A 23,832-nucleotide genomic window follows, 5' to 3' on the forward strand; every position below is an offset into this window, starting at 1 on the left:
TTCTGCTCTGTTTTATATCAGCTATGAACCTTTTGTATAAAACAATATCTCGTTTTTATTATTTGAAAAATATTGCTTTTTATTATGTATCATTTTATATCCATCATTTATAAAAACAAGAGCATAATCATCAAATAATACTTCATAATAATCATCATTTTTTCTAGTTTCATATAAACAAAGATTAAGATAATTAGAACTTATAACATTTTTGCTGATTTTACTTAATTCATTAGGTAAATATATCATTTTTTGCCTTTAGTTTTAAAATTTATATATTTTACAAAAGAAAAATTTAATAAAAATTCTTTCGTATATACAAAATATAAATTTTAATTTACAAAAAGTAACACTTTTTCAAAAAAATTAATTTTATTTAATTTATTTTTCATAATTTTTATCATTTTTTGCATATTCTTTCTTAAATACAAAAAATAAAATTTAATTTTTTTGTATATACAAAATTAAGGAGAAATTATGGGAATTTTAAAAGGAACTTTACCAGCTTTATATACACCATATAAAGATGATGGAAGTATTAACGAAGTTGAGTTTTTAAAGATATGTGAATGGGGCATTGAAAAAGGACTTGATGGTTTATTTTGTAATGGTAGTGCGGGAGATTCTCAAGCAATGCCATACGATATGAAAGTAAAAATGCTAGAGCTTTCAATTAAAGCTGCAAATAATAAAGTGCCTGTTATTTGTGGGATAGGAAGTTGTATTTACCAAGAGAGCTTAGACCTTGCAAACGAAGCTTATATAAAAGGGGCTAATGCGCTTTTACTTATGATGCCATATTATTATAAGTTTAATGATGATACGCTTTATACTTATGTAAAAGACTTGCAAGCAAAAGTAAAACTCCCACTTTATATTTACAATATTCCACTTTTTGCACCTGCAATGAGCTTAAATCTAATTGAAAAATTAAGCAAATTACCAAATATTGTAGGTATTAAAGATAGCAGTGGAGATGCTTTGTTGCTAAACCATATTTTAGATGTTGTGCCAAGTGATTTTGATGTATTTGTGGGTCGTGAAGAGCATTATTTTGGAGCTTTAATGATGGGTGCAAAAGGTTCAATGACAAGTGCAGGATGTGTTTTCCCTGACGCTATGAGTGCGATTTATAAAGCATATAATGAGAAAAATTATGAAAGAGCAATCAAGCTTCAAAAAGCCTTGCTACCAGCTATTAGATTTGGAATGAGCTTATCATTTCCTATGGGATTTGCGCTTTTACTTAAAGCTCGTGGTTTTGCTTTTGCAAACAAAAGCATTCACCCACTAAGCGAAGAGACCTTAAAAGCACTTGATGAAAAATTCGAATATGCAAAAGAATTAGTTAAAAATATAGAAAGTGTGTTATGAAAAATAGATTTTTAAAAGTTAGTGAAATTGACAATGTTGCAACTGCAATAAGTGATTTAAATAAAGGCGAAGTTTTTAATGAAGTTACCTTATTAAATGATATTAAAAGCGGACATAAATTCGCTTTAACTGATATTAAAAAAGGTGATTTTATTATTAAATACGGCGAAGTAATAGGAGCAGCTAGTATTGATATAAAAAAAGGCGAGTGGGTTCATACAACCAACACCGAAGGCGTTCGTGGTAGAGGAGATAGCTGTGATAGCTCAAAATTAGAAAATGCTTTAAGATTAAGCATTGAGAGTGCAAATAAGAAAAACCTAAACGCACAAGATTCAAAACACGAAAAAGTAATTTTGAAAGGCTATAGAAGAGAAGATGGTAGTTTTGGCTTAAGAAATAAGGTCTTAATAATTCCTAGTGTTGTATGTGCTAATAAGGTCGTAGAAAACATTGCTAAAGCGTGTCCTGAAGCTGTATATGTAACTCATCAGCACGGATGTAGTCAGCTTGATTTTGATGCAGAGCAAACAAGAATGCTAATGGCTGGAAATTGTGCAAATCCTAATGTATATGCAGCACTTGTAGTTGGGCTTGGTTGTGAGACTATTAGTTCAAATTCTGTTAAAGAATTAGCAAAAAGTTTAGCTCCTTATAAAGATATAAGAGCAATTAGTATTCAAGAGCTAGGTGGCATTACAAATACAACAAATGAAGGCATAAAAATAGTTAAAGATATGCTTGAGAATGCTAGTAAATGTGAATTAAGTGAAGGTGATTTTAGCGATATTATCTTAGGCACTGAATGCGGTGGAAGTGATGCTTATAGTGGGCTTAGTGCAAATCCATCGCTAGGAAGTTTAAGTGATTATGTAGTAGAGAATGGTGGAGCTGTAATTTTAGCTGAAACAACCGAGCTAATAGGAGCTGAAAATATCTTAGCAAGGCGTGCAATTAATGCTGAAGTTGAGAAAAAAATATATGAAAAAATCTATGGCTTTGAAGAAAATGTAAAAAATAGTGGCTCAGACATTCGTGGTGCAAATCCAAGCCCAGGAAATATAGCAGGCGGACTTACTACTATTGAAGAAAAAAGCCTTGGTTGTGTTTATAAAGCAGGGACGAGCAAAGTTGTAGATGTGATTGATTATGCAATGCCAGTTACTAAAAAAGGTCTTACATTTATGGATACTCCAGGAAATGATATAGAGCAGCTTAGTGCTATGGTAGCAGGTGGGGCGAACTTAGTTGTATTTACAACAGGTCGTGGAACTCCAACAGGAAGCCCTGTAACTCCAACGATTAAGCTAAGCACAAATAATTTTTGTGCGAAGAATATGGCTGATGTAATTGACTTAAATGCTGGTGAAATCGTAGATGGTAATAAGTGTAAAGAAGATATTAGAGACGAATTAATTGAATTAATTGTAAGAATAAGCGAAGGTAAATTAACAAAAGCAGAAATCAATAAACAAAATGATTTTAGCGTTTGGAGACTTGCAACAACTTGTTAAGTCGTAATCAAAGGAGGATTACATGGAAAAAATAGTAAATAAAATGTATTTAAAGATAATGCCTTTAATACTTTTAATGTTTTGTTTAGCAATGCTAGATAGATCAAATATTGCTTATGTAAAAGATTATATAGAAATAGACGCTGGTATTAGCAAGGCTGCATATGCTTTAGGTGCAGGGATATTTTTTATAGGCTATGCGATATTTGAAATTCCATCAAATTTATTATTGCATAAATTAGGGGCAAAAATTTGGCTAAGTAGAATTATGATAACTTGGGGACTTGTATGTATGGTTATGATTTACATAAAAGATGAAACAAGTTTTTATATTCTAAGATTTTTATTAGGGCTTAGCGAAGCAGGATTTAGCCCAGGGGTTATTTTATATCTTAGTTATTTTTTCCCTACTATTTATAGGTCAAAAGCTTATGGTTTTTATCAATTAGGAGCACCGCTTGCACTAATGCTTGGTGGCGTAATTACAGGGGCTATATTAGATTATGCACCTAGCATTTGGTTTAAAAATTGGCAATGGATGTTTATTATCCAAGGTGCTATTACTGTTATAGTTGGTTTTTATGCTTATTTTAAACTTGCAAGTAAACCTGAAAATGCTAAATGGTTAAGCGAAGAAGAAAAAGCAATTTTAATTGCTGAACTTGAAAAAGAACAAAATAATAAAGAAGAATTAAATTCTAGCAAAGCTTTATCATCAATTATTGTATGGAAATTCGTTTTAGTTTATTTTGCAATTCAGCTTAGTGTTTATGGGGTTTTATTTTATTTACCTACTCAAGTTTCACATTTTTTAGGGACAAATGTTGGATTAAAGGTTGGAATTATTAGTGCAATTCCTTGGGCTGTTGTATTAATTGCTCTACCTATTGTTACAAGTTATGCTGATAAATTAAGAGCTTGGAGTTCTTTTAGTATTGCATTATTATTGTTAGCTGTTGTTAGTATGTTTTTATCTGTATTTATAAATTCTTTAGCTTTATTTATTTTATTCATATCTTTAGCAGCTGTTGGTTTTATAGCGATTCAGCCTATTTTTTGGAATTTACCAACTCAAATCTTAAAAGGCACAGGAGCAGCAGCAGGAATAGCATTGATTGGGGCTTTAGGCAATCTTGGTGGTTTTGTAGCACCTAATTTAAAAAATTATGCCGAAAGTCAATTTAATAGTTCTTATGCAGGTTTAATTGCTTTATGTTTGGTCGCATTCTTAGGAGTGCTTATGTTAATACATTTAAAAAAATCTTACACAAATATTAAATAAGGAGAAATTATGGATTTAGGATTAAAAGGAAAAGTTGTAGTTGTTACAGGTGGTGGAAAAGGTATTGGTGGTGGCATTAGTATGTGTTTAGCTAATGAAGGTGCAATTCCTGTTATCATATCTCGCTCTAAGCTTGATAGTGATTTTGAAAGCAAAATTAAAGTACTTTGCCCAAATTACGGCTTTTATCAATTAGATTTATCAAAATGGCAAGAAATTAGTGCAGTTGTAGAGCAAATTGTGGCTAAATATGGCTCAATTTACGCACTTGTTAATAATGCAGGTATGAATGATAATCTTCATATTGAAAGTGCTACGACAGAGGAGCTTATTAAAAGTTATGAGAGTAATTTATTTCATTATTATGAAATGACAAAATGCTGCCTTCCACATATTAAAAAAGAGCAAGGAAGTATTTTAAATATCTCAAGTAAAACAGGTATCACAGGTCAAGGAAGAACAACAGCATACGCAAGTGCAAAGGGCGCTCAAATAGCTATGACAAGAGAGTGGGCTTGCGCTTTTGCACCTGATAATGTTAGAGTAAATTGTATTTGCCCTGCTGAAGTTTGGACTCCACTTTATGAAAAATGGATTAAAAATTTCTCTGACCCTGAAAAACAATATCAAGAAATTGCAAAATTTATTCCGCTAGGTCATCGCTTTACAACTTGCGAAGAGATAGCTGATACTGCAGTATTTACAATAAGCCCAAGAGCATCTCACACAACAGGGCAGATTTTAACTCCAGATGGTGGTTATATGCATCTTGATCGTGCATTAAACTGGGAAAATTAAGGAGAGAAAATGAATAAAAATGTAAAAATTGCAATTATTTTAGTAACTTCATTGTTTTTCTTATGGGGTGTTAGCTATGGACTTGTTGATGTTATGAATAAAAACTTTCAAAATCATCTAGGCATTACTCAACAAAATAGTGGCTACTTGCAAATGGCTTATTTTGGGGCGTATTTTGTGATGGCACTTCCTGCTGGCTGGATAGCTTCAAGATTTTCTTATAAGGTTGGGATTATTACAGGATTAGCACTTTATGCGATTGGTTGCTTACTAATAATTCCTGCAACTAATATGGCTAGTTTTTCTATGTTTTTATTTGCATTTTTCATTCTTGCGTGCGGGCTTGGAGCACTTGAGACTAATGCAAATCCTTATATGACAAAGCTAGGAGATGAGAAAAACGCTTCTTTTAGAATTAATGCAGCTCAAAGCTTTAATGGTTTTGGACAATTTGTTGGACCTATTATTGGTGGAAGTTTATTCTTATCAATCACTCATAGTGGCGAAAATGCAAGTTCTGCAGAAAAAGAACAGGCATTACTTGAAAATATGTTTAATGTGCAAATGGTTTATGTAGGAATTGCTTTAGTAGTGTTTTTAATCTTACTTGCATTTGTATTTAATAAAATTCCAGAAGGTAGCGAAGTAAGTGAAGAAGTAGAGTATAAAGACAACTCAAAATCAATTGATGTATTTAAACATAGACATTTTAACTTAGGCGTATTAGCTCAATTTTTATATGTTGCAGCTCAAGTTGGAGCAGGAGCGTTTTTTATAAATTACTCAGTAGAACATACAGCAAGTTTAGGAGAAAAAGCTTTAAGCGATGAAAAATCAGCATATTTTTTCTCAGCTGCACTTGTAGCGTTTATGGTAGGAAGAATTGTTACAACTCCACTTATGAAAAAATTTAAAGGCGAGAGTATTTTGGGGCTTTATTCATTAATAAATGTTGCGTTGTGCTTTTATTTATATATTGCTGATGGAATGATTAGTGTTTATGCTTTAATTTTAGTATTTTTCTTTATGAGTATTAGTTTTCCTACTATTTTTGCCGTTGCTACAAAGGATTTGCCATTAAATCAAGTAAAACTTGGTGGCTCAATCTTAGTAATGAGTATTTGTGGTGGTGCAATAATGCCTACAATTATGGGTTCAATAAATGATAGTTATGGCACAGGTGCGGGATTTTTGGCTTTAGCTCCTTGTTTTTTATATGTAGCATTATATAGCTTTTTATGGACTAAAAAGTCATGAAAATAATTGATACGCATTTTCATATATGGGATAAAAATGATATTAGTTGGGTGCAAAACGCCCCAACTAGATTGCAAAGAGATTTTTCTTTTGATGAATATTTAGATGAGTTTAGCAAAAGTGATTTTTTAGGTGGGGTTTATGTAGAAATAAATGCAAATAATCCTAGCCAAGAGAGTGCAAAAATGCTTAGCTTTAAACATAAAAAATTACTTGCTTTATGCCTTGCTACGATAGGTGGTGCTAGTTTTAGAGAAGTTTTACATACAAAGCCAAGTGGATATTGCTTAGGCAGTGAGTTTAAAAAGACTATTAATTTAGTAAATGCAAATGATTTAATGTTTGAAGTTTGTATAAATGAAGATGAGCTAAGTAATTTTAGTAAAATTGCAAAGGAATTTAAATCAGGAATTATCTTTAATCATTTTGCAAATATTAAGGATTTTAGCGGCGAAGATAGTTTAAGGCAAATTGCTAAAAAAGAAAATATTTATATGAAATTATCTTGTCAAGATGATTTTATTTTAGGTAAGGATTATTCAAAATTACTTGATATGGCATTTAATATTTTTGGAGAAAGTAGAATTTGTTTTGGCTCAAACTATCCTGTAAGCGAGTTAAAACCAAATGAATGGATTAGAATAATTGAAAATCATTTTAAAAGTGATGATTTAAAAGAAAAGATTTTTTATTTAAATGCAAAAGAAATTTATAAGATAAAGGAGATTTAAAATGCAAAGATTTGGGCAAATTATAAAAGTTATTCCGGAAAAATTAGCTGAATACGAAAGACTTCACGCAAACCCTATGGAAGGTGTAAATGAGATGATAAAGGCTTGTAATATTCGTAATTATTCAATTTATAATTTTGGCGAATATCTATTCGCTTATTTTGAGTATGTAGGGAGTGATTACGAAGCTGATATGGCAAAAATGGCAGCTGATGAGAATACTCGTAAGTGGTGGGCTTGTACAGACCCTTGCCAAATATCGCTTGGCTATGCAGGTCAAAAATGGCTTAATATGAAAGAAGTTTATCATTTAGATTAGACTTTTCATATTAAGTTTAAAATAATTCTTATTTAACTAAATTAAATAAGAATTAAAAATATTTATATAAAGAAAAGTTCTTTAGCATTATCTTGTAATATAATTTTAGCTTTATCATTAGTAACTTTTAAAAAATCATCTAAAGCTTTTTGATAATTTATTTTGCTTTCGTAATTTGTATGCGGCCAATCACTTCCATAAACAAAGCGTTTTATATCAAAAATATCGCTTAATTTATCAAATACATCTTTACTAAACGCTAAATCTTCATCTAATCTATAAAACCCACTTACTTTAAAGTTAATATCTAAATTTTTATAATTATTAAACTCATCTAATAATTTAAAAGTATCTTTATTAGGTCTTGCAAGATGATCAATCATAATTTTTACATTATATTTGGCTAAATCATCAATGATAAATAATAATTTATCTAATTCTTTATGTAATTCTATGTGAAGATTAAATTCTTTAATATACTCTAAAGCTTCTTTATAATCATCAAAATTAGGCTTATCTTTTCCTATTAGATTAAGCCTTAATCCACAGACATTTTTTTCTTTTAAATCACTAATATTATTAGGGTCAATTACCACAATTCCCCTTAAATTAGAATGCTCTTTTAAAGCTTGTAATAAATATGAATTATCAAAACCTAAAAAACTAGGCTGAACTAAAACTCCATAAGAAAAATTAAATTCCTTTAAATTAGCCAAATATTGTTCGCAACTTGCATCATAATTTGGCACATATCTAACTACATTAGCCGAACTTATATTTGCTCTAAAAATGTGAGCGTGAGTATCTATATACATAAGCTTTCCTTAAAAAATATTCATAACAATAATTCCAGCAATTAATGCTGCTATAAAACCTATAGGAATTGCTCTTACAAGTAAGCCTTTAAATAAACTATCCTTATGCTCGTTTGCAATCGCTCCTAAAACCAATGAACCTCCAGAGCTAAATGGAGAAATAGCACTAGCTTGTGCTCCAATTACTATGCAAGTAAATAGCACAACTTCACTAAAACCACTTGCATTGCTTAATGTAGGCACAAGTGGGAAAAGTGCAGGAGTAACCACTCCTAAAGTGCTAGAAAATAGCGACATAATAGCTGCAATTATCATCATCATAATAGGGACAATTATTTTTGGCACATTACTTTCTACAAAGCCTGATAATTGATTAATCACGCCTGCTTTAGTAGCAATGCTAACAAGTATCCCAACTCCGCAAATCATAATCAAAGTTCCCCAAGGAATAAGTGCTATAACTTGCTTTTCATCCCCTAATTTTAAAAGCAATGATATAGCTACAAAAACAATAGCTATTAATCCTATATCTATTTTAGAATTTATAAAAGTTATAGTTTTTTCATTGGGAAATGCTATGTGTAATAAAGGAAATGCTAATACAAAAACCATCATAAGCGCCATTAAAATTAGTGTGGTTTTTTGTTTATCATTAAAAGTAATTTTTTCGCTTAATAATTCTATTTTTATATTAGATTTTTTTGCTTTAAATACAAAAAGACTGATTACAAAAATAGGCAAAATAAAAGTAAATAAAAATATCACAAAAGCATTAGAAAATGCAATATCGGGATTTATACTTGATTTTTCCATAAGAGAGCGAAATATTATCCCACTTTGAGAAGTTGGAAAATTTGCCCCGCCTAAAGCACCATAATTAATAGCCATAGCTCCACCAACCCTATCAAGACCTGTTTTTTCGCAGAGTAAAAAAGTAATTGGAGCCATAAAGGCTAAAACACTATAAAATCCAGCACCCATTGCAGCAATTAAAGCCGATACTAAAAATATAGCATAAGGTAAAAAATACGGATAATTTTCAAATTTTTTAATCAAAAATGCAGCTAGTTTTTCTAATGTCCCATTAACACTTGCAAAATTATAAAATAACGAAACCGCAAAAATAACAAAAAATATAGAAACAGGCCAATAAGAAATAATTTCTTTAGGCTTTAAATCCATAAAAAACGCACCGATAATATAGGCAAATATAATTGCAAAAAATCCTATATTTAAACGAGTTTTATAGCCAATTAGAATTGATAAAACAATGGCTAAGATAATAAAACTTGTAAGCATATTAATCCTTTAATTAAAAATCTTTTTTTAAATTCTTTTTTAAATTCCAAATAATTTATGTAAAATAACATTAATTTGATTAACGAAGAAAAAAGGAGAAATAATATGAATAATTATGAATTATTTTATAATGAAGCTAAGAATATGTTTAAAGATAGGATATTTAATGACTATCTTAGATGTTTTGCTTATGGAATTGATGCGTCTTGCTATAAATATGTCCCTAAGATAGTAGTAATAGCAAGAAATGAGAGCGAAATACAAGAAATAATTAGACTAGCAAATAAATATAAAACTCCATTAAACTTTAGAGCAGCAGGAACTAGCTTAAGTGGTCAAAGCTCAACGGATAGTGTTTTAGTAGTAATTAAGTTTGCATTCAAAAAAATCGCTATAAATGATGATGCTAGCGAGATTAGTTTAGGTTGTGGTGTTGTTGGAGTTAATGCTAATTTATCATTAGCTAAATTAAGTAAAAAAATTGGTCCAGACCCTGCTACTATTAATTCAGCTTTAATTGGTGGTATTGTTGCTAACAACTCAAGTGGTATGTGTTGTGGAACCAAGGATAATTCTTATAAAACTTTAAATAGTATTAGAGTGATATTAAATGATGGAACTATCCTAGATACTAAAGATAAAGCAAATGTGGAAGAATTTAAAAGAACTCACGCTAATTTAATTAATGAAATTAGAGCTATTAAAGAAGAGATTAAAAATGATAGCGAATTATATGAATTAATTAAACGCAAATTTAAAATCAAAAACACAACAGGCTATGCTATAAATTCTTTCATTGATTATGATGATGAAATAGATATTTTAGCTCATTTATTTGTAGGTAGCGAAGGGACTTTAGGTTTTGTTAGTGAAGCAAGACTTAAAACTATTGATGATTTACCTTATAAAGCCTGTGCTTTATTGTTTTTTAATGATATTAGTGATGCTGCAAATACTATTAGTGAATTTGCAAAATATGATTTTATAAATTCAGCTGAAATTATGGATTATGCTAGTTTAAAAGCTGCTAGTAGTTATGATGAATTAAAAGATTTATTAAGTGATATAAAAGACAATAATACCTGTGTATTAATTCAAACTGAAAGCGATAATGAAGAAGTTTTAAATGCAAATATAGTTAAAATTAAAGAGCTTTCAAGTAAAACTTTTAAATCATATTATTCTAAAGAAAAAAGCGAATATGATTTATGGTGGAAGATTAGAAAAGCGCTTTTACCAATAGCAGCTAGTAAAAGACCTGTTGGAGCTACTGTTATTACTGAAGATGTGTGTTTTGAGATAAAAGATTTAGCAAATGGTATTAGTGCTATTCAAGATTTATTTAAAGAATTTAATTTTGAAGGTATTATTTTTGGTCACGCATTAGCTGGAAATATTCATTTTATCATCACTCCTAATTTAAATGACAAAACCGAATTTGAAAATTTTGCAAAATTAGTAGAAAAAATGTCAAGTGTAGTAGCTAGTTTTGGTGGAAGTATCAAAGCAGAGCATGGCACAGGAAGAATGGTTGCACCTTTTGTTGAGATTGAGTGGGGTAAAAAAGCTTATGCTATAAACTGCAAGATAAAAGATATTCTTGATAAAGATAATATATTTAATCCTGATGTAATTATTACAAAAGATAAAGATATTTATAAGAAAAATATCAAAAACCAAAGCCCTGTTGATGAAGCTTTAAATTTATGTATGGAATGTGGATTTTGCGAGAGATTTTGTCCATCAAATGAAATCAGCCTAAGCCCTAGACAAAGAATTGCAGTGCTTAAAGAGATGAAGAGTTTAGAAGAATTAAACGACGAAGATAGCAAGAAAAAATTAAAAGATATGAAAAAGCTTTATAATTTTTATGTAGATACTACCTGTGCTGCTTGTGGGGTTTGTTCTATGGTATGTCCTTTAGGTATTAATTTTGCTGATTTTAGCTTAAAATATAGAAAAGCAAATCAAGGAGCTATTTCAAGAATTATCGGTAATTTTGCTTATAATCACCACGAAACTACTTTAGCTCTAGCAAAAACTTCTTTAAAAATTGCTAATAAATTTGATAATTACAAATTAAATAATTTACTAGCTACATTTAATTTACCACAAAGTAGAAATTACTTGCCTAGAGCAAATGATTATAAGTATTCAACAAATACTCAAGAAGAAAATGTTATATATTTTACAAGTTGTTTAAATAAAGCATTTAAGCCTAATGCAAAAATGAGTGATAAAAGAAGCATTCAAGAAGTATTTGAAAGTCTATGTAAAAAGGCAGGAATTGGAATAATCTACGCTCCAAATGATTTATGCTGTGGAAAGGCTTATGAGAATTATGAAAATATTCAAATTGCTAATGAAGCAAAATTAAATGAGTATTTATCTAATCAAAATTGCAGCGTTGTGATTGATCATTCTGCCTGTTCGGCTAAGGTAGTTAAAAATCATAAAGGTAAAGTTTATGATTTGAGTGAATATTTATACAAAGTAATTGCTCCAAGATTAAAAATCACAAAAGTAAATGAGCCAATAGGCCTATATATTATGTGTGCTGCTAGAAAAATGCATATAGAAGATAGCATAATGAGTTTAGCTAAATTATGTGCTGATGAAATAGTAATTGATAATGATACATATTGCTGTGGATTTGCTGGATATAAGGGCTTTTTAACTCCTAAGCTAAATATAAGTGCTACAAATAATTTTAAGAAATTTTACTCAAGCACTAATGTTAAAAGAGGCTTTAGTTCATCTAGCACTTGCGAAGTAGGACTTAGCGATGCTACTAATATGTCTTGGCAACATATTGCTTATTTATTAGACGAATGCAGTAATTAATCATTGAAAGAATTTGAAAATTAATTTTCAAATTCTTTAATCTTGTGTTACGAAAAGTAATACAAGCTTAAATATTTTTCTTTTTTTCTATCTTTTTATCAATATATCTAGTATCCTAAAAACATAAGTTAATAAAGGAGTAAAATGAAAACTTATGTTTCTAAATTAGTATTAAAAGATACTATAGGTATTGGTGTTTTAGTTGTTAAAGAAGAGCTCTTTAGTAGAGTAGAATTATTTTTAGAAAAAGATTATCAAAAGAGCATAAAAGAATTAGCAAATATTTATGGTTTTAGTGAAGACGCAATTGATTTAAGAGATAAGATTATTTTTCCATCGGCTATTGATTCTCAAGTGCATTCTCGTTCTCAAGCAAATAATGAAGATTTTGAACTAGCAAGCAAACAAGCAAGTGCAGGTGGTGTTAGTGTAATGGTGGAAATGCCTTATGATGCAGGATTACTTATATCAAACGCAAATAATTTTAATAAAAAATTAAAAGATGGCTTAGAAAATTCTTATGTTGATTTTGCTCTTTATGCAACCATAAATCCAGAAGATGGTATAAAAAATATTGAAGAATTAATAAAATTAGGTGCTTGTGGCTTTAAATTATCTTTATTCGGAACAGACCCTGTTAGATTTCCTAGAATACCACCATATTTAATGTATGAAGTTATGCTTGAATGTGCAAAATATGATGTAATGGTAGGAGTGCATAATGAAGACCATGAAAGTGTTATTTATCTAACTGAAAAAATAAAACAAGAAAGAACAGACTATAAAGCACATAATTTATCTCGCCCTGAGTGGGTTGAAAATATAGCTGTAAATACTATATATGAATTAGGAGCTAGTGCAAGAGCAAAAGCTCATGTTGTTCATGCTTCTAATAAAAGAGCTTTAGAAATTGCTAATAATTATAAAAAAGATGGATATAAAGCTAGTGTTGAATGCTGTTTGCATTATTTAATTTGCTCTGAAGAAGATGAGGTTAGAAGATTAAATGGTATTGCTAAAATCAACCCACCAATAAGAGATTTAGCCAACAAAGAAGCTATATGGGAATGTTTAAAAAATGGCTTAGTTGATGTAGTTTCAACAGACCATGTAAGATGGAGTAAAGATAGAAAAAGTAATGAGAATATATTTTTAAATTCTAGTGGAGCTGCCGGTCTTGAAGTGTTATTACCTTTATTTTTAAGTGAATGTAAAAAAAGAAATGTAGATTTAAGTTTAGCTTCTAAATTACTATCAACTAATCCAGCGAAATTGTTTAAATTGCCAAATAAAGGAGAATTAAAAGCTGGAAATGATGCTGATTTTGTTATTTTAAGCGAAGATACTTATAAGTATTATGCAAAAGATGGTTTTAGTAATCTTGATTATAGTTTGTATGAAGGCTATGAAATGCTTTATAAAATAAATGAACACTATGTTAGGGGTAATAAAGTATTTGATGGTAAAAATGTATATAAATTTAATGCAAAATTTATAAATCCTAACGAGAATTGATATGAAAATACTTGCAGATGATATTAAATTTCATATAAATAATTTAGCAAAAATTACAGAAACAAATCGTCCTTTTACTAGATTGGTATTTACTAATACTTACGAAGAAGGTAGAAAATATATTAAAAATCATTTTTTAAATTTAGGACTTAATGTTATATATGATGATTTTGCCAATATGTTAGCTATTAAAAAGGGCAAAAGTAATGAATGTATTATAATAGGTTCTCATAGCGATACCGTTGCTAGTGGTGGTAGATTTGATGGAGTTTTAGGTGTTGTATCTGCTATGGTAATTGCTACAGCTTTAAAAGATATACAATTAGATAAAACTTTAATTTTTTGTGATTATTTAGGAGAAGAGCCTAATTATTTTGGTTTATCTTGCGTAGGTTCTAGGGGAATGTCTGGTAATTTGAGTAAAGAACAACTTGATATTAAAGTTAATGATACTAAATTATCAGATATGATAATCAAATCAGGTGGCAATAAATCATTTAGAACTTTTAATGAATTAGGAATAGGTAAGCTTATTGAAAGTTATGAATTGCATATTGAACAAGGAAATATGTTAGAGAGTTTAAATACTAAGATTGGTATTGTAAATAAAATTGTAGGTATTTCAAGATTTAATGTGGAATTTAAAGGTTTAAGCAATCACGCAGGAACAACAGCTATGCATTTAAGAAAAGATGCTTTATTAAATTCTTCAAAATTTATTGTATGGTTAAATGATAAAGCTATTGAGTATTCTAAACAAGCTTATACGGTAGCAACCGTTGGGGCGTGTAGTGTAATGCCTAATGCTGCTAATGTTATTTCTAATAGTGTAAAAATAAGTATAGATTTAAGAAGTGAAGATGATTTAATAAGAATAAATTTTATTAAAGAAATTGAAGAAAAGCTAAAAGATTTAGACGCTAATTATAAATTAGTATCAGATTCTAATGCTACTCCTGCTGATGATTTAATTATTAAGAATTTAAAACAAACAGCAGATGAGCTACAAGTAAGTAATATTATTATGCCAAGTGGGGCAGGGCATGATAGTGCTTTTATAGCTAAGATAGCTTCTATGGGTATGATTTTTATACCTAGCAAAAATGGTTTATCTCATCATCCTGATGAAGAAAGCTCATTTGAAGATGCAGCTATTGGCACTCAAATTATTTTAAATAACATATTAAGGAGTGGTTATGAAAAATAGAACAAGAACCGTTATAGCAGCTTCTATGGGTAATGCTTTAGAATGGTATGATTTTTCTTTATTCGCATTTTTTGCAGTATATATTAGTGCTAATTTTTTTCCAAAAGAAGCAGACCCAATTACTAATATGATTAATACTTTTTTATTATTTGGGGTTGGTTTTATAGCAAGACCTATTGGTGCTATATTATGTGGTTATATAGGTGATAAATATGGTAGGAAAAAGTCTTTATTGCTAACTATTTCAACAATGGCTATAGGAATAATTATTATAGTATTAACTCCAAAATTTCAAGATATAGGATATTTAGCTCCTATTATGCTTTTAGTAGCAAGATTATTTCAAGGATTTAGTGCAGGTGGAGAAATCGGTGGAGCAACTAGTTATTTATTAGAAAATGCTGATAAAAAGCAAAGATTATTATATGCTTCATTTTTGCAATCAACCATTGGAATTGCTAATATATTATCTGCATTAGCTGGGGTTATTATTACTACTATATTTACTACTCAAGATATTTATGATGGTGCTTGGAAATATGCTTTTGCTTTCGGGCTTTTGATTATTCCTATTGGCGTATATATTCGTAATAAATCTAATGAAAGTGCAGTTTTTATTGAGCAACAAAAAGAGAACAAAAACAAAGCACCTTTAAAAGATTTATTAAAAGATTATAAAGGTAGAATTTTTACAGGTATGCTCTTTAGTACATTATGGACTGCTGGAGTTTATAGTTTAATTATTTTTATGCCTACTTTTTATCATAAATTCTTAGGCTATGATATGCAATTAGGCTATACGGCTAGTTTTTTAGGAAATATATTTTTGACATTAGGGTGTTTTTTTGCAGTGTTTATAGCACATAAAATTGGTCTTATAAAATCTCTTATGATTTCTATTGGACTCTTATCTTTTATTCCATTTTTGGCTTTATATGTTTTATTAGGTAGTAGTAATGCTTTTTTATTATTTGCTATTCATATAATTTTATGTTTATTAATTAGCTTTTTTGTTGGATTAGCACCTGCTATTATGAGTTTATTATTTCCTGCTCATGTAAGAAGTAGTGGTTTGAGTATTTCTTATAATTTAGTTGCAATATTTTTTGCAGGATTTACTCCGGCAATTATTACATATTTAGCAAAATTTAGCTTATTTGCTCCTGCTGCTTGGACTTTATTGTCTTGTATTTTAGCTTTTTGGGGAGTTGTAAGAATGAAAAAATTAGGTCTTGATAATTGGCAAGAGTTTTAATTAAAAAGAATTTGAAAATTAATTTTCAAATTCTTTAATTGTTTTAGACTTGTCTTATTACATCAATTACACTGCCATCACGATATTCAACGACGGCTACTATTCTTTTATTTGATTTTTCATACTCACAAACTCCGCAAATATTATTTGCAATACTAGCTAAGTCTTTTATATCAAGTATTTTTAGCCTTGAGTTTTTTAAGGTTTTTGCTAAAGTTTTATCATTTAGTGCAATTCCGTATTCGCAAACAAGTGCATTAATGCTTTCTCCTGGAGTTGTAATTGAGTTTATTTTTTCTTTAACGATAGCTTTTCTAGTCCTAATTAAATTAGTAGTAATTATTGCTAGTTTTGCTCCTGCAGCAGCGTCGCTATGTCCACCACTTCCGCCCATAATATATCCATTTGAACTAGTCATTACATTGGTATTAAAATTAGTATCAACTTCAGTTGCTCCTAAAACAACGCAATCAAGTCTATTTACTATAGGAGAGCTTGTGTGAATGTTTGCATACAAACTTGAGCTAACTTCGTAATGATTAGGATTAGTTTGCAATGATTTTAAAGCTTCTAAATCAAAACCTTGAACATCAAAAATATTATTAAAATACCCTTCATTATATAAACTAACTAAATATGCAGTTATTCCGCCCATAATAAATGAGCCTTTGATATTTTTTTCTTTCATAATTTCTTTTACATAATGAGCACTTGCAAGGCTTATCCCACCAGCTCCTGTTTGAAATGAAAAACCATCTTTTAAAAGCCCACTTTCATCTATTAAATTAGCCGTTGTTTTAGCAATTTTTAGCTGAATTGGGTCTTTTGTAATATCAGTTGTGCCTGATTTAATACCATTTGGATCACCTATCTCATCAACCATTAAAATATAATCAATCTTATCTTGAGTAATACTAGGATTGCTTAATGGATAAGGATATATAGTATCACTTACTGCAACGCTAACTTTAGCAAAGTCTGCATCAGGCATAGCATAACCGATTGAACCAAAGGCATTTTTACCCATAGTGCCGTTTATATTCCCTGCGTTATCAGTTGCACTAGCTGCAATAAATGCTACATCAATTTCTAAATCCCCAGCATAAATTGCTCTAGCACGACCGCCGTGGGTTCTAAAAATAGCTACTTTTTTAAATTCTCCACGAGAAATAGCATTTGCGACTTTTCCTGTGCAATAGTTTGTATCTATTTGAGTTATTATTCCTTTTTTTGCATATTCTACTAAAAAATCATGAGTTGGAAAAATTGCACTAATTGCTAGTTTTAAATCATTTATGCCTAGCTCTTCACAAGCTTGTAAGATAATTCCTACTACTTTATCTCCATTTCTTAGATGATGATGAAATGATATTGTATCTCCACTTTTTAAGCCTGTTTTTTTGATTAATTCTTTTACATTTGTATAGACTTTATTATCAGTTGGGTTTGATAATTTTATATGCTTTTTAAGTGATTTTTCTTTAGGTTTTAAACTAAATGCTCCGTTAAAAGCAATTACTTCTCCATAATCTTTAATATAATCAATATTCATAGAATTTCCTTTAAAATCTTTTTAGCACGACTAACAATAGGTGCATCAATCATTTTGCCGTTTAGTGAAATTACTCCACTTTTTTTAAGTTCGGCTTCTTTTATAGCGTTTAGGACTTGATTAGCCCAGATTATTTCTTTTTCGCTAGGTTTAAAGCAATTATGAATAATATCAATATGCCTTGGGCTAATTACTAATTTGCCATCAAATCCTAGATTTTTAATATAAGTTGTATCGGCTATTAATCCATTTTCATCATTTATATTTGTATATGGAGTATCTATTGCATCTATTTTTGCAGCCTTACATACATTTAATAAATAATTTCTAGCAAAATCAATCTCAACTCCACTCTCGCTTCTTCTTGCACCAATTTCGCTCGTATAATCTTCTGCACCAAAGCAAATAGCACTAACGCCATTTAAAAATGCTAATTCTTTAGCATTCAATAAGCCAAGTGGAGTTTCTATTAAAAGTAAAATTTCAATTTTTGGATTTAAATTCTTAGTGTATTTGATAAGTTCTTTAATCTCTTCTACATTTTCAGCTTTTGGGATTAATATGCTATTAATTTTAGTTTTTGATAGTGCTAAAATATCGTTTTTTGCATTCTCTAAATTAATCCTAACTATTTTTTCACATTCATAATTTAGCATAGTTAAGGCATTGCAAACTAGATTTAAGGCACTATCTTTTTGCATAGGACTTACTGCATCTTCTAAGTCAAATATAATAGCATCAGCTCCAAATAATCCTGCGTTTTGAATATTTCCTGCATTATTTCCTGGTATAAATAGCAATGTTCTTCTCATTTTTCTAACCTTTCTAATGCTGTTTTTAGCCTTGCTAAGATACAAAAATCTAAAGCACCTTTATCATTTATCTCTATTAAAACATTTGTATTTTTGTGTTCTTTACAATAATTTTGAATTAAGTTCTTAATATGTTTTGCATAAGGATTTTCTTCTTCATTTATAAATACGATTTGAAATTCCTTATGTTTTTGAATATTAATTAAACAATCATTTGATTCAATAGTTCCAACGCTAATCATCTTAAACTCCAAATTGTGCAAATAAAAATGTAGCAGCTATAACCGTGCAAGCCCCACCAATTCTAGTTGAAATCTGTGCAAATGGCATAAGCTCCATTCTATTACAAGAGCCTAGAATTGCAACATCTCCTGTGCCACCAAGTCCTGAATGACAAACCATAACGCAAGAGCATTCAATCTCAAACATATTTAAAAACTTTGCACAAAAATACCCAGTAAGTGCCATAGTAGTAACTACGCTAAAGCAAATTATTATAAAAGCAATATTAATTGCAGCAATTACATCTTTCCAAGGTGTCCAAATAACTCCAACACCTACTAAAAGAGCCCAAGTTAGGTTTTTGCTTACAAATTGATATATGAAATTAGCTCCGTATTCTAGGCTTTTTGGCATTATGTTTAAAACTTTTGTAATAGCAGCCATAATAATCATAATAATTGGAGCAGGAATTGAAATTATCATATTTAATAATTTTCCTATTAAAAAATAGCATACCGCAACGAGCAAACCAGCACCCATTAATTTAATATCAAAAGGCAAGGTATCGTTATTTAAAGAATTGATATTTTCTTCCTTAGTTTTTACTAAAAGCCCGTTTCCACTTAAATGTGGCTTTTTTAGAGCTAGATTTTTTAAATATCCTGCATAAGCAATTGCAAATAAGTTTCCAAGCATTGCAGCAGGTGCTAGAAGTGCTATTATATTTGATGAATTGGCATTGCCTAAAATTTCTGAATAAGCAACACTTAGTGGGATAATTCCCTCTCCAACTCCGCCGCTTAAGATAGGAATTGCTATATAAAATACAGCGTGAGCTCCGCCAATGCTAGTAACTGAACCTATTAAATATGCTACTATAATAGCTAAAAAAGTTCCTATAAATAAAGGTATAAACATTTTTAAAAACCCTGCAATTAAAATTGCTCGTTTCATACTTAATATACTTCCAACTACTAAAACGCTTATATAAAGATATAAGAAATTAGATTGCTTAATGAAAAATGTTATAGCATCTATTGAGTTTTGATTTAATAAACCATAATAAACCATACAAGATGGAACAAAAATGCTTAATATAGCTGGTCCGCCAATATTTTTTAAAATAGGCACTTTCATACCAATTTCGCCAAGCAGTATTCCTAAAATCATAGTAATAGCAAGTCCGCCTACCATATCTTTAGGAAGTTTTCCAAAATAGCAAGTGAAAAATACAATAAGTGCAAATACACAAAATGCGTATAAATTTACACCACCTATTTGTCTTTCTTTCATAAAAACTCCTTTAAAAATAATTTGAGTTTTCATTTTAAGAAGAATTAAGATTTTGTAAATTTAAGTAATTTAAAAAAGCTTTTAAATAATTAAAATAAGTAAATTAGTTTAATTTATAATATATTTGTGGTCTTCCTTTGGCTTTATATTCTAGTTTTGAAGTAATGTAATTAATTTGTTCTAAATAAGTTAGATATTTTCTAAGAGATATTTTAGAAATATTTGTTAGTTTTTCTAATTCATTGACATTAAACCAAGTATTAAATTCTTTTATTTTATCTTTTATAAGAGCTAAAGAATTTTTATCAATTCCTTTTGGTAATTCATCAATTTGTTTATAAAGAGCTTTATCAATATTTTCTTGATTGATTTTGCTATTTAGTAGATTTCTTCTTAACTTATATTGATTTAGCGAGCTTTCAAGCCTATTTTGTTTAAATGGTTTTAGAATATAATCAATTACTCCTAGATTTAAGCTTTTTTGTAAGCTTAAGCTATCATTTCTAGCAGAAATTACAATAATATCAATCTTACTAAACTCACTTTTAATTCTTCTAATAAGCTCAATTCCATCAGTATTTGGCAAGGTTAAATCAAGCAATATTAAATCTATTTCATTACTTAGCAAATAATTTATAGCATCATCTACTTTAGTAAAACAAGCTAGTAATTTAAACTCACTTACTGATAAAAGAATGTTTTTATTAATATCTTGCACCATCAAATCATCTTCAACTATTATTGTCTTAATCATTATTAATCCTTAAAATTACACTAAAAGAGCTTCCATTTTTTAATTTACTAACACTTATTGTTCCATCATAATTAGCAACAATTTTAGCACATAAATAAAGTCCATATCCTCTAAATTCACCCTTAGTAGAATAGCCTTTAGTAAATAAGTTTTCTTTATTTTGAATGCCGCAGCCATTGTCTTTACATTGAATTTTTAGGTAGTTTTTATTATTTTTTATAAATATTTCTATATTTTTATTTTCTGTATTGCTTAATGCGTCTATTGAATTATTTATTAAATTTGAAAGAATGCTAATAATATCATTTTGTAAATTACTATCATTTAAATTATCTAAAAATGATTTTTTATTAAGATTTATATTGATTTTCAATTCTTTTGCAAAGGCGAATTTGCTTTCACAAAAAGCTAGGATTACTTTATCATTGATATTGCATAATAATTTATTTAAATTCTCTTTATTTTTTAAAATCAATTCATCACAATAATTTTTTGCTTCATTTATATTATTATTTTCTAATAAGGCATTTATTATGTGAAGTTTGTTTGAGAATTCGTGATGATTTGCTCTTAGGGCTTCGGCGTATTTTTTGACATCTATTAGCTCATTTGCTAATTTTTTAACTTCTTTTATATCTTTAAAAGACGCTACAACTCCTGCTATATTATTATCTATAAAGTATGGAATTCTATTTGTTAAAATTGTGATTTCGTTTAATATTTGCTCTTGATTTAATTCAGCTATTTTTGTATTTAATACTTTTTGCATATTTGAATGCGGGATAATATTGGCATTTTTTCCTATTAAGTCATTATCTACTAAGGCTAGTTTAAAAATATCTTTAGCTTTATCATTTATTAAAGTAATGGTGTTTTTATCATCTACTGCAATTATCCCATCATTTAAGGATTGCAAGATAGCGTTTTGTCTTGCAACTAAACTAGCTATTTGTTTTGGTTCATAACCTAATAATATGTTTTTTATATTTTTATTTAGTATTTTTGCTAGTATTAAAATGATTATTATAAAAATAATTATCAAAACAAAATTATATTTATTTTCTTCTAAAATTATTTGATTTAGATAATCTACGAATACTCCAACTATTACAGCACCTATAATTTGATTATCTTTATAAATTGGGCTAAAGCTTCTAATTGAGCGTTTTAAAGAACCTTTTGCTATTGAGATATAATGTCCTTGTCCGTTTAAGACTTGCTTAGTGTCCCCACCTTCTACTAAAGTGCCTATTAAATCTTTATTAGGGTGGGTTAGTCGCTTTTGGTTTTTATCTATTATTACTATGAAATCAAGATTTAATTCTTTACTTAATTTGTTTATATCTTCATTTAAATTAGGATTATTTATATCAATATTTTTTGCTAGAGTTTTTGATATTGCTTCTATTTTATGAGTAATTTCGTTTTCAATTAATTTTTTGCTTTGTATAAAAATAAAAACAGATGTAATGCTTAAAACTATAAAAGAAATTAAAAAAAATGTTAAAGTAATTTTTGTAAATAATCTCATTTAAAATTCCTAATAGTTTTTTGGATACATTATATTAAAATCATTTAAGGAATTTGAAATTATGCAAAAAGATTTGCTTCAGCTAGTTTTAGAACAAAAAGAAAAGAGATTTAATGCAAGACTTGAATACGAAAATATTTATAAAACTCCTGTAATTTGCTTTAGCCTAAATCTTCCTTATATGTATAAAATAGCTAATATTAGTGAAGTTAAAGAATTGTTTTTATTTGGAATTAACGAAGTGCTTAGTTTAGAAAATATAATAAATTATAGTGTTAATTTAGATGAATTATTTTGCTTATTTGCGATTAATGATGAAGCTTTAAATATAAAAAAACTCACTATATCTTTAGAAAATAAATATAATTTTTCAAGATTATTTGATTTTGATGTATATTTTAATAACGAGACAATTAAGCTAAGAAATGCAGGTAGGAAGTGCTTTTTATGTGATGAATTAGCCATAGTTTGTCAAAGAAATAACACTCATACAAAATCTAGCATATATAAAAAACTTGATGAATTATTTGATGATTTTTATGTGCATATTTGCATAAATAAAAGTATTAAAAATAATTTTAGCAAAGCTGCTTTAAAGGCATTATTGTATGAAGTTAGCTTATCTCCTAAAATCGGCTTGGTTGATAGATTTAGTTCAAATTCTCATAATGATATGAACTTTTATACTTTTTTAGATAGCGTAAGTGAATTAAGAGAATATTTTGATAGCTTTTATACCTTAGCAAAATTATCAAAAAGAAATGATTTTATTAGGCTTAAAAAAATAGGTCAAATAGCAGAAAAATCTATGTTTAATGCCACAAATAATATAAATACTCATAAAGGTGCTTTGTTTTTGTTTGCGATTATGATTTTTGCTTGTAGCAAAAGTGAAAATGAATTATCGCTTGAAAATATCTCAAAAATTACAAAAGATTTATGTGTAAATCTATGTCAAAATGAGTTAAACAACAATCTTAATTCAATCGGTGGGATTTGCTTTCAAAGATTTGGGATTAAGGGGATAAGAGATGAGGTTGAAAAAGGATTTATAAATACTTTTAAGGCTTTTAAATTCTATCAAACTTTTGAGATTAAAAATGATATAAGTTTGTTAAAGACTTTATTTTATATCGTATATTTAATAGATGATACGAGTTTAATAAAAAGATTAAATTATAATTATGATAATTATTTACAAGTAAAAAATACTTGCTTAAAACTTAGTAAATATGATGATAGTAAAATAATAAAAATTATTAATAAATTAAACAATTTATACTCAAGTAAAAACATTAGTTTTGGTGGAAGTGCTGATGTTTTATCATTAATAATATTTTTAAATTTTATAAAAATAAAATAATTTTTTAATAATTACTTAAAAATTATATAAGATTAAAATTTTTTATAAAAAAAAGTAAAAAATCTATGGAAATATTAAGTTTAATTAATTAAAGT

The 23,832-nt window shown here is 28.5% G+C and carries 21 protein-coding genes and 1 pseudogene; 13 read left to right on the top strand and 9 right to left on the bottom strand.

Annotated elements, in window-relative coordinates; all coding sequences use genetic code 11:
- Nucleotides 1-21: 21 nt before the first annotated feature.
- Nucleotides 22-249: a hypothetical protein gene (locus tag KJQ97_RS05050; RefSeq protein ID WP_214120158.1), complete on the bottom strand. Its 228-nt coding sequence runs from the start codon at nt 247-249 to the stop codon at nt 22-24.
- A 228-nt stretch (nt 250-477) separates the two neighbouring features.
- On the opposite strand from KJQ97_RS05050, the gene KJQ97_RS05055 reads away from it, so the two are divergent.
- From KJQ97_RS05055 to KJQ97_RS05085, 8 genes and pseudogenes are all read left to right on the top strand, one after another.
- Nucleotides 478-1,374 (top strand): dihydrodipicolinate synthase family protein, encoded by an 897-nt coding sequence (locus tag KJQ97_RS05055; protein ID WP_214120159.1) that lies wholly within the window; start codon nt 478-480, stop codon nt 1,372-1,374.
- Nucleotides 1,371-1,628 (top strand): annotated as a pseudogene (locus KJQ97_RS09835) (UxaA family hydrolase); the annotation flags it as partial. The gene KJQ97_RS05055 and the pseudogene KJQ97_RS09835, both read left to right, overlap by 4 nt.
- Nucleotides 1,629-1,727: 99 nt before the next feature.
- The gene (locus tag KJQ97_RS05060; protein WP_502756487.1) at nt 1,728-2,888 is read left to right on the top strand and encodes a UxaA family hydrolase; all 1,161 of its coding nucleotides are present in this window, start codon (nt 1,728-1,730) and stop codon (nt 2,886-2,888) included.
- 22 nt (nt 2,889-2,910) lie between these two features.
- Nucleotides 2,911-4,170: an MFS transporter gene (locus tag KJQ97_RS05065; RefSeq protein WP_250325861.1), complete on the top strand. Its 1,260-nt coding sequence runs from the start codon at nt 2,911-2,913 to the stop codon at nt 4,168-4,170.
- Between the two features lie 9 nt (nt 4,171-4,179).
- Nucleotides 4,180-4,968 carry an SDR family oxidoreductase gene (locus KJQ97_RS05070; protein ID WP_214120161.1) on the top strand — a complete coding sequence of 263 codons (789 nt, stop codon included), beginning with the start codon at nt 4,180-4,182 and terminating at the stop codon, nt 4,966-4,968.
- A 9-nt stretch (nt 4,969-4,977) separates the two neighbouring features.
- Nucleotides 4,978-6,225, top strand: a complete 1,248-nt coding sequence (gene fucP / locus KJQ97_RS05075; protein WP_214120162.1) for an L-fucose:H+ symporter permease — start codon at nt 4,978-4,980, stop codon at nt 6,223-6,225.
- Complete coding sequence (locus KJQ97_RS05080) at nt 6,222-6,956, top strand: amidohydrolase family protein (RefSeq protein ID WP_214120163.1); 735 nt, start codon at nt 6,222-6,224, stop codon at nt 6,954-6,956. The genes fucP and KJQ97_RS05080 overlap by 4 nt, the downstream gene beginning before the upstream one ends.
- Nucleotide 6,957: 1 nt before the next feature.
- Entirely contained in the window at nt 6,958-7,275 is a 318-nt protein-coding gene (locus tag KJQ97_RS05085) for an L-rhamnose mutarotase (RefSeq protein WP_214118470.1), read from the top strand.
- Between the two features lie 62 nt (nt 7,276-7,337).
- Here the strand turns inward: KJQ97_RS05085 and KJQ97_RS05090 are convergent, their stop codons facing one another.
- On the bottom strand, nt 7,338-8,090 hold the full coding sequence (locus tag KJQ97_RS05090) for an amidohydrolase family protein (protein ID WP_214120164.1): 753 nt from the start codon (nt 8,088-8,090) through the stop codon (nt 7,338-7,340).
- Nucleotides 8,091-8,099: 9 nt separating this feature from the next.
- The gene (locus KJQ97_RS05095) at nt 8,100-9,389 is read right to left on the bottom strand and encodes an SLC13 family permease (protein ID WP_214120165.1); all 1,290 of its coding nucleotides are present in this window, start codon (nt 9,387-9,389) and stop codon (nt 8,100-8,102) included.
- Between the two features lie 105 nt (nt 9,390-9,494).
- On the opposite strand from KJQ97_RS05095, the gene KJQ97_RS05100 reads away from it, so the two are divergent.
- The 4 genes from KJQ97_RS05100 (at nt 9,495) to KJQ97_RS05115 (ending at nt 16,210) form a co-directional block, all read left to right on the top strand.
- Nucleotides 9,495-12,233: an FAD-binding and (Fe-S)-binding domain-containing protein gene (locus KJQ97_RS05100; RefSeq protein ID WP_214120166.1), complete on the top strand. Its 2,739-nt coding sequence runs from the start codon at nt 9,495-9,497 to the stop codon at nt 12,231-12,233.
- A gap of 144 nt (nt 12,234-12,377) precedes the next feature.
- On the top strand, nt 12,378-13,748 hold the full coding sequence (locus tag KJQ97_RS05105) for a dihydroorotase (protein ID WP_214120167.1): 1,371 nt from the start codon (nt 12,378-12,380) through the stop codon (nt 13,746-13,748).
- Nucleotide 13,749: 1 nt separating this feature from the next.
- Complete coding sequence (locus KJQ97_RS05110; protein ID WP_214120168.1) at nt 13,750-14,955, top strand: hydantoinase/carbamoylase family amidase; 1,206 nt, start codon at nt 13,750-13,752, stop codon at nt 14,953-14,955.
- A complete protein-coding gene (locus tag KJQ97_RS05115; protein ID WP_214120169.1) occupies nt 14,945-16,210 on the top strand; it encodes an MFS transporter in 1,266 nt (421 codons plus the stop codon). The genes KJQ97_RS05110 and KJQ97_RS05115 overlap by 11 nt, the downstream gene beginning before the upstream one ends.
- A 43-nt stretch (nt 16,211-16,253) precedes the next feature.
- On the opposite strand, the gene citF is transcribed toward KJQ97_RS05115, so the two are convergent.
- The 6 genes from citF to KJQ97_RS05145 form a co-directional block, all read right to left on the bottom strand.
- Nucleotides 16,254-17,762 carry a citrate lyase subunit alpha gene (citF, locus tag KJQ97_RS05120; protein WP_214120170.1) on the bottom strand — a complete coding sequence of 503 codons (1,509 nt, stop codon included), beginning with the start codon at nt 17,760-17,762 and terminating at the stop codon, nt 16,254-16,256.
- Nucleotides 17,759-18,574 carry an HpcH/HpaI aldolase/citrate lyase family protein gene (locus KJQ97_RS05125; RefSeq protein WP_214120171.1) on the bottom strand — a complete coding sequence of 272 codons (816 nt, stop codon included), beginning with the start codon at nt 18,572-18,574 and terminating at the stop codon, nt 17,759-17,761. Before KJQ97_RS05125 ends, citF begins: the two co-directional genes overlap by 4 nt.
- Nucleotides 18,571-18,816: a hypothetical protein gene (locus KJQ97_RS05130; protein ID WP_214118452.1), complete on the bottom strand. Its 246-nt coding sequence runs from the start codon at nt 18,814-18,816 to the stop codon at nt 18,571-18,573. Before KJQ97_RS05130 ends, KJQ97_RS05125 begins: the two co-directional genes overlap by 4 nt.
- A 1-nt stretch (nt 18,817) precedes the next feature.
- Nucleotides 18,818-20,089: a 2-hydroxycarboxylate transporter family protein gene (locus KJQ97_RS05135; protein ID WP_214120172.1), complete on the bottom strand. Its 1,272-nt coding sequence runs from the start codon at nt 20,087-20,089 to the stop codon at nt 18,818-18,820.
- 103 nt (nt 20,090-20,192) lie between these two features.
- Nucleotides 20,193-20,843 (bottom strand): response regulator, encoded by a 651-nt coding sequence (locus KJQ97_RS05140; protein WP_214118448.1) that lies wholly within the window; start codon nt 20,841-20,843, stop codon nt 20,193-20,195.
- Nucleotides 20,836-22,374 (bottom strand): ATP-binding protein, encoded by a 1,539-nt coding sequence (locus KJQ97_RS05145; RefSeq protein WP_214120173.1) that lies wholly within the window; start codon nt 22,372-22,374, stop codon nt 20,836-20,838. The genes KJQ97_RS05140 and KJQ97_RS05145 overlap by 8 nt, the downstream gene beginning before the upstream one ends.
- Nucleotides 22,375-22,435: 61 nt before the next feature.
- Here KJQ97_RS05145 and KJQ97_RS05150 point away from each other — a divergent pair, with 61 nt between their 5' ends.
- Nucleotides 22,436-23,737 (top strand): triphosphoribosyl-dephospho-CoA synthase, encoded by a 1,302-nt coding sequence (locus KJQ97_RS05150; protein WP_214120174.1) that lies wholly within the window; start codon nt 22,436-22,438, stop codon nt 23,735-23,737.
- Nucleotides 23,738-23,832 lie beyond the last annotated feature (95 nt).

It is taken from the genome of Campylobacter sp. 2018MI01 (assembly GCF_018501205.1).
GTDB lineage: Bacteria > Campylobacterota > Campylobacteria > Campylobacterales > Campylobacteraceae > Campylobacter_E.

Coding starts and splice junctions, on each gene's coding strand:
- KJQ97_RS05070 (WP_214120161.1), top strand. CDS start 4,180: ATGGATTTAGGATTAAAAGGAAAAGTTGTAGTTGTTACAGGTGGTGGA.
- KJQ97_RS05125 (WP_214120171.1), bottom strand. CDS start 18,574: ATGAGAAGAACATTGCTATTTATACCAGGAAATAATGCAGGAAATATT.
- KJQ97_RS05085 (WP_214118470.1), top strand. CDS start 6,958: ATGCAAAGATTTGGGCAAATTATAAAAGTTATTCCGGAAAAATTAGCT.
- KJQ97_RS05090 (WP_214120164.1), bottom strand. CDS start 8,090: ATGTATATAGATACTCACGCTCACATTTTTAGAGCAAATATAAGTTCG.
- KJQ97_RS05145 (WP_214120173.1), bottom strand. CDS start 22,374: ATGAGATTATTTACAAAAATTACTTTAACATTTTTTTTAATTTCTTTT.
- KJQ97_RS05140 (WP_214118448.1), bottom strand. CDS start 20,843: ATGATTAAGACAATAATAGTTGAAGATGATTTGATGGTGCAAGATATT.
- KJQ97_RS05105 (WP_214120167.1), top strand. CDS start 12,378: ATGAAAACTTATGTTTCTAAATTAGTATTAAAAGATACTATAGGTATT.
- KJQ97_RS05110 (WP_214120168.1), top strand. CDS start 13,750: ATGAAAATACTTGCAGATGATATTAAATTTCATATAAATAATTTAGCA.
- KJQ97_RS05055 (WP_214120159.1), top strand. CDS start 478: ATGGGAATTTTAAAAGGAACTTTACCAGCTTTATATACACCATATAAA.
- KJQ97_RS05100 (WP_214120166.1), top strand. CDS start 9,495: ATGAATAATTATGAATTATTTTATAATGAAGCTAAGAATATGTTTAAA.
- KJQ97_RS05135 (WP_214120172.1), bottom strand. CDS start 20,089: ATGAAAGAAAGACAAATAGGTGGTGTAAATTTATACGCATTTTGTGTA.
- KJQ97_RS05065 (WP_250325861.1), top strand. CDS start 2,911: ATGGAAAAAATAGTAAATAAAATGTATTTAAAGATAATGCCTTTAATA.
- fucP (WP_214120162.1), top strand. CDS start 4,978: ATGAATAAAAATGTAAAAATTGCAATTATTTTAGTAACTTCATTGTTT.
- KJQ97_RS05080 (WP_214120163.1), top strand. CDS start 6,222: ATGAAAATAATTGATACGCATTTTCATATATGGGATAAAAATGATATT.
- KJQ97_RS05115 (WP_214120169.1), top strand. CDS start 14,945: ATGAAAAATAGAACAAGAACCGTTATAGCAGCTTCTATGGGTAATGCT.
- KJQ97_RS05130 (WP_214118452.1), bottom strand. CDS start 18,816: ATGATTAGCGTTGGAACTATTGAATCAAATGATTGTTTAATTAATATT.
- KJQ97_RS05150 (WP_214120174.1), top strand. CDS start 22,436: ATGCAAAAAGATTTGCTTCAGCTAGTTTTAGAACAAAAAGAAAAGAGA.
- KJQ97_RS05095 (WP_214120165.1), bottom strand. CDS start 9,389: ATGCTTACAAGTTTTATTATCTTAGCCATTGTTTTATCAATTCTAATT.
- citF (WP_214120170.1), bottom strand. CDS start 17,762: ATGAATATTGATTATATTAAAGATTATGGAGAAGTAATTGCTTTTAAC.
- KJQ97_RS05050 (WP_214120158.1), bottom strand. CDS start 249: ATGATATATTTACCTAATGAATTAAGTAAAATCAGCAAAAATGTTATA.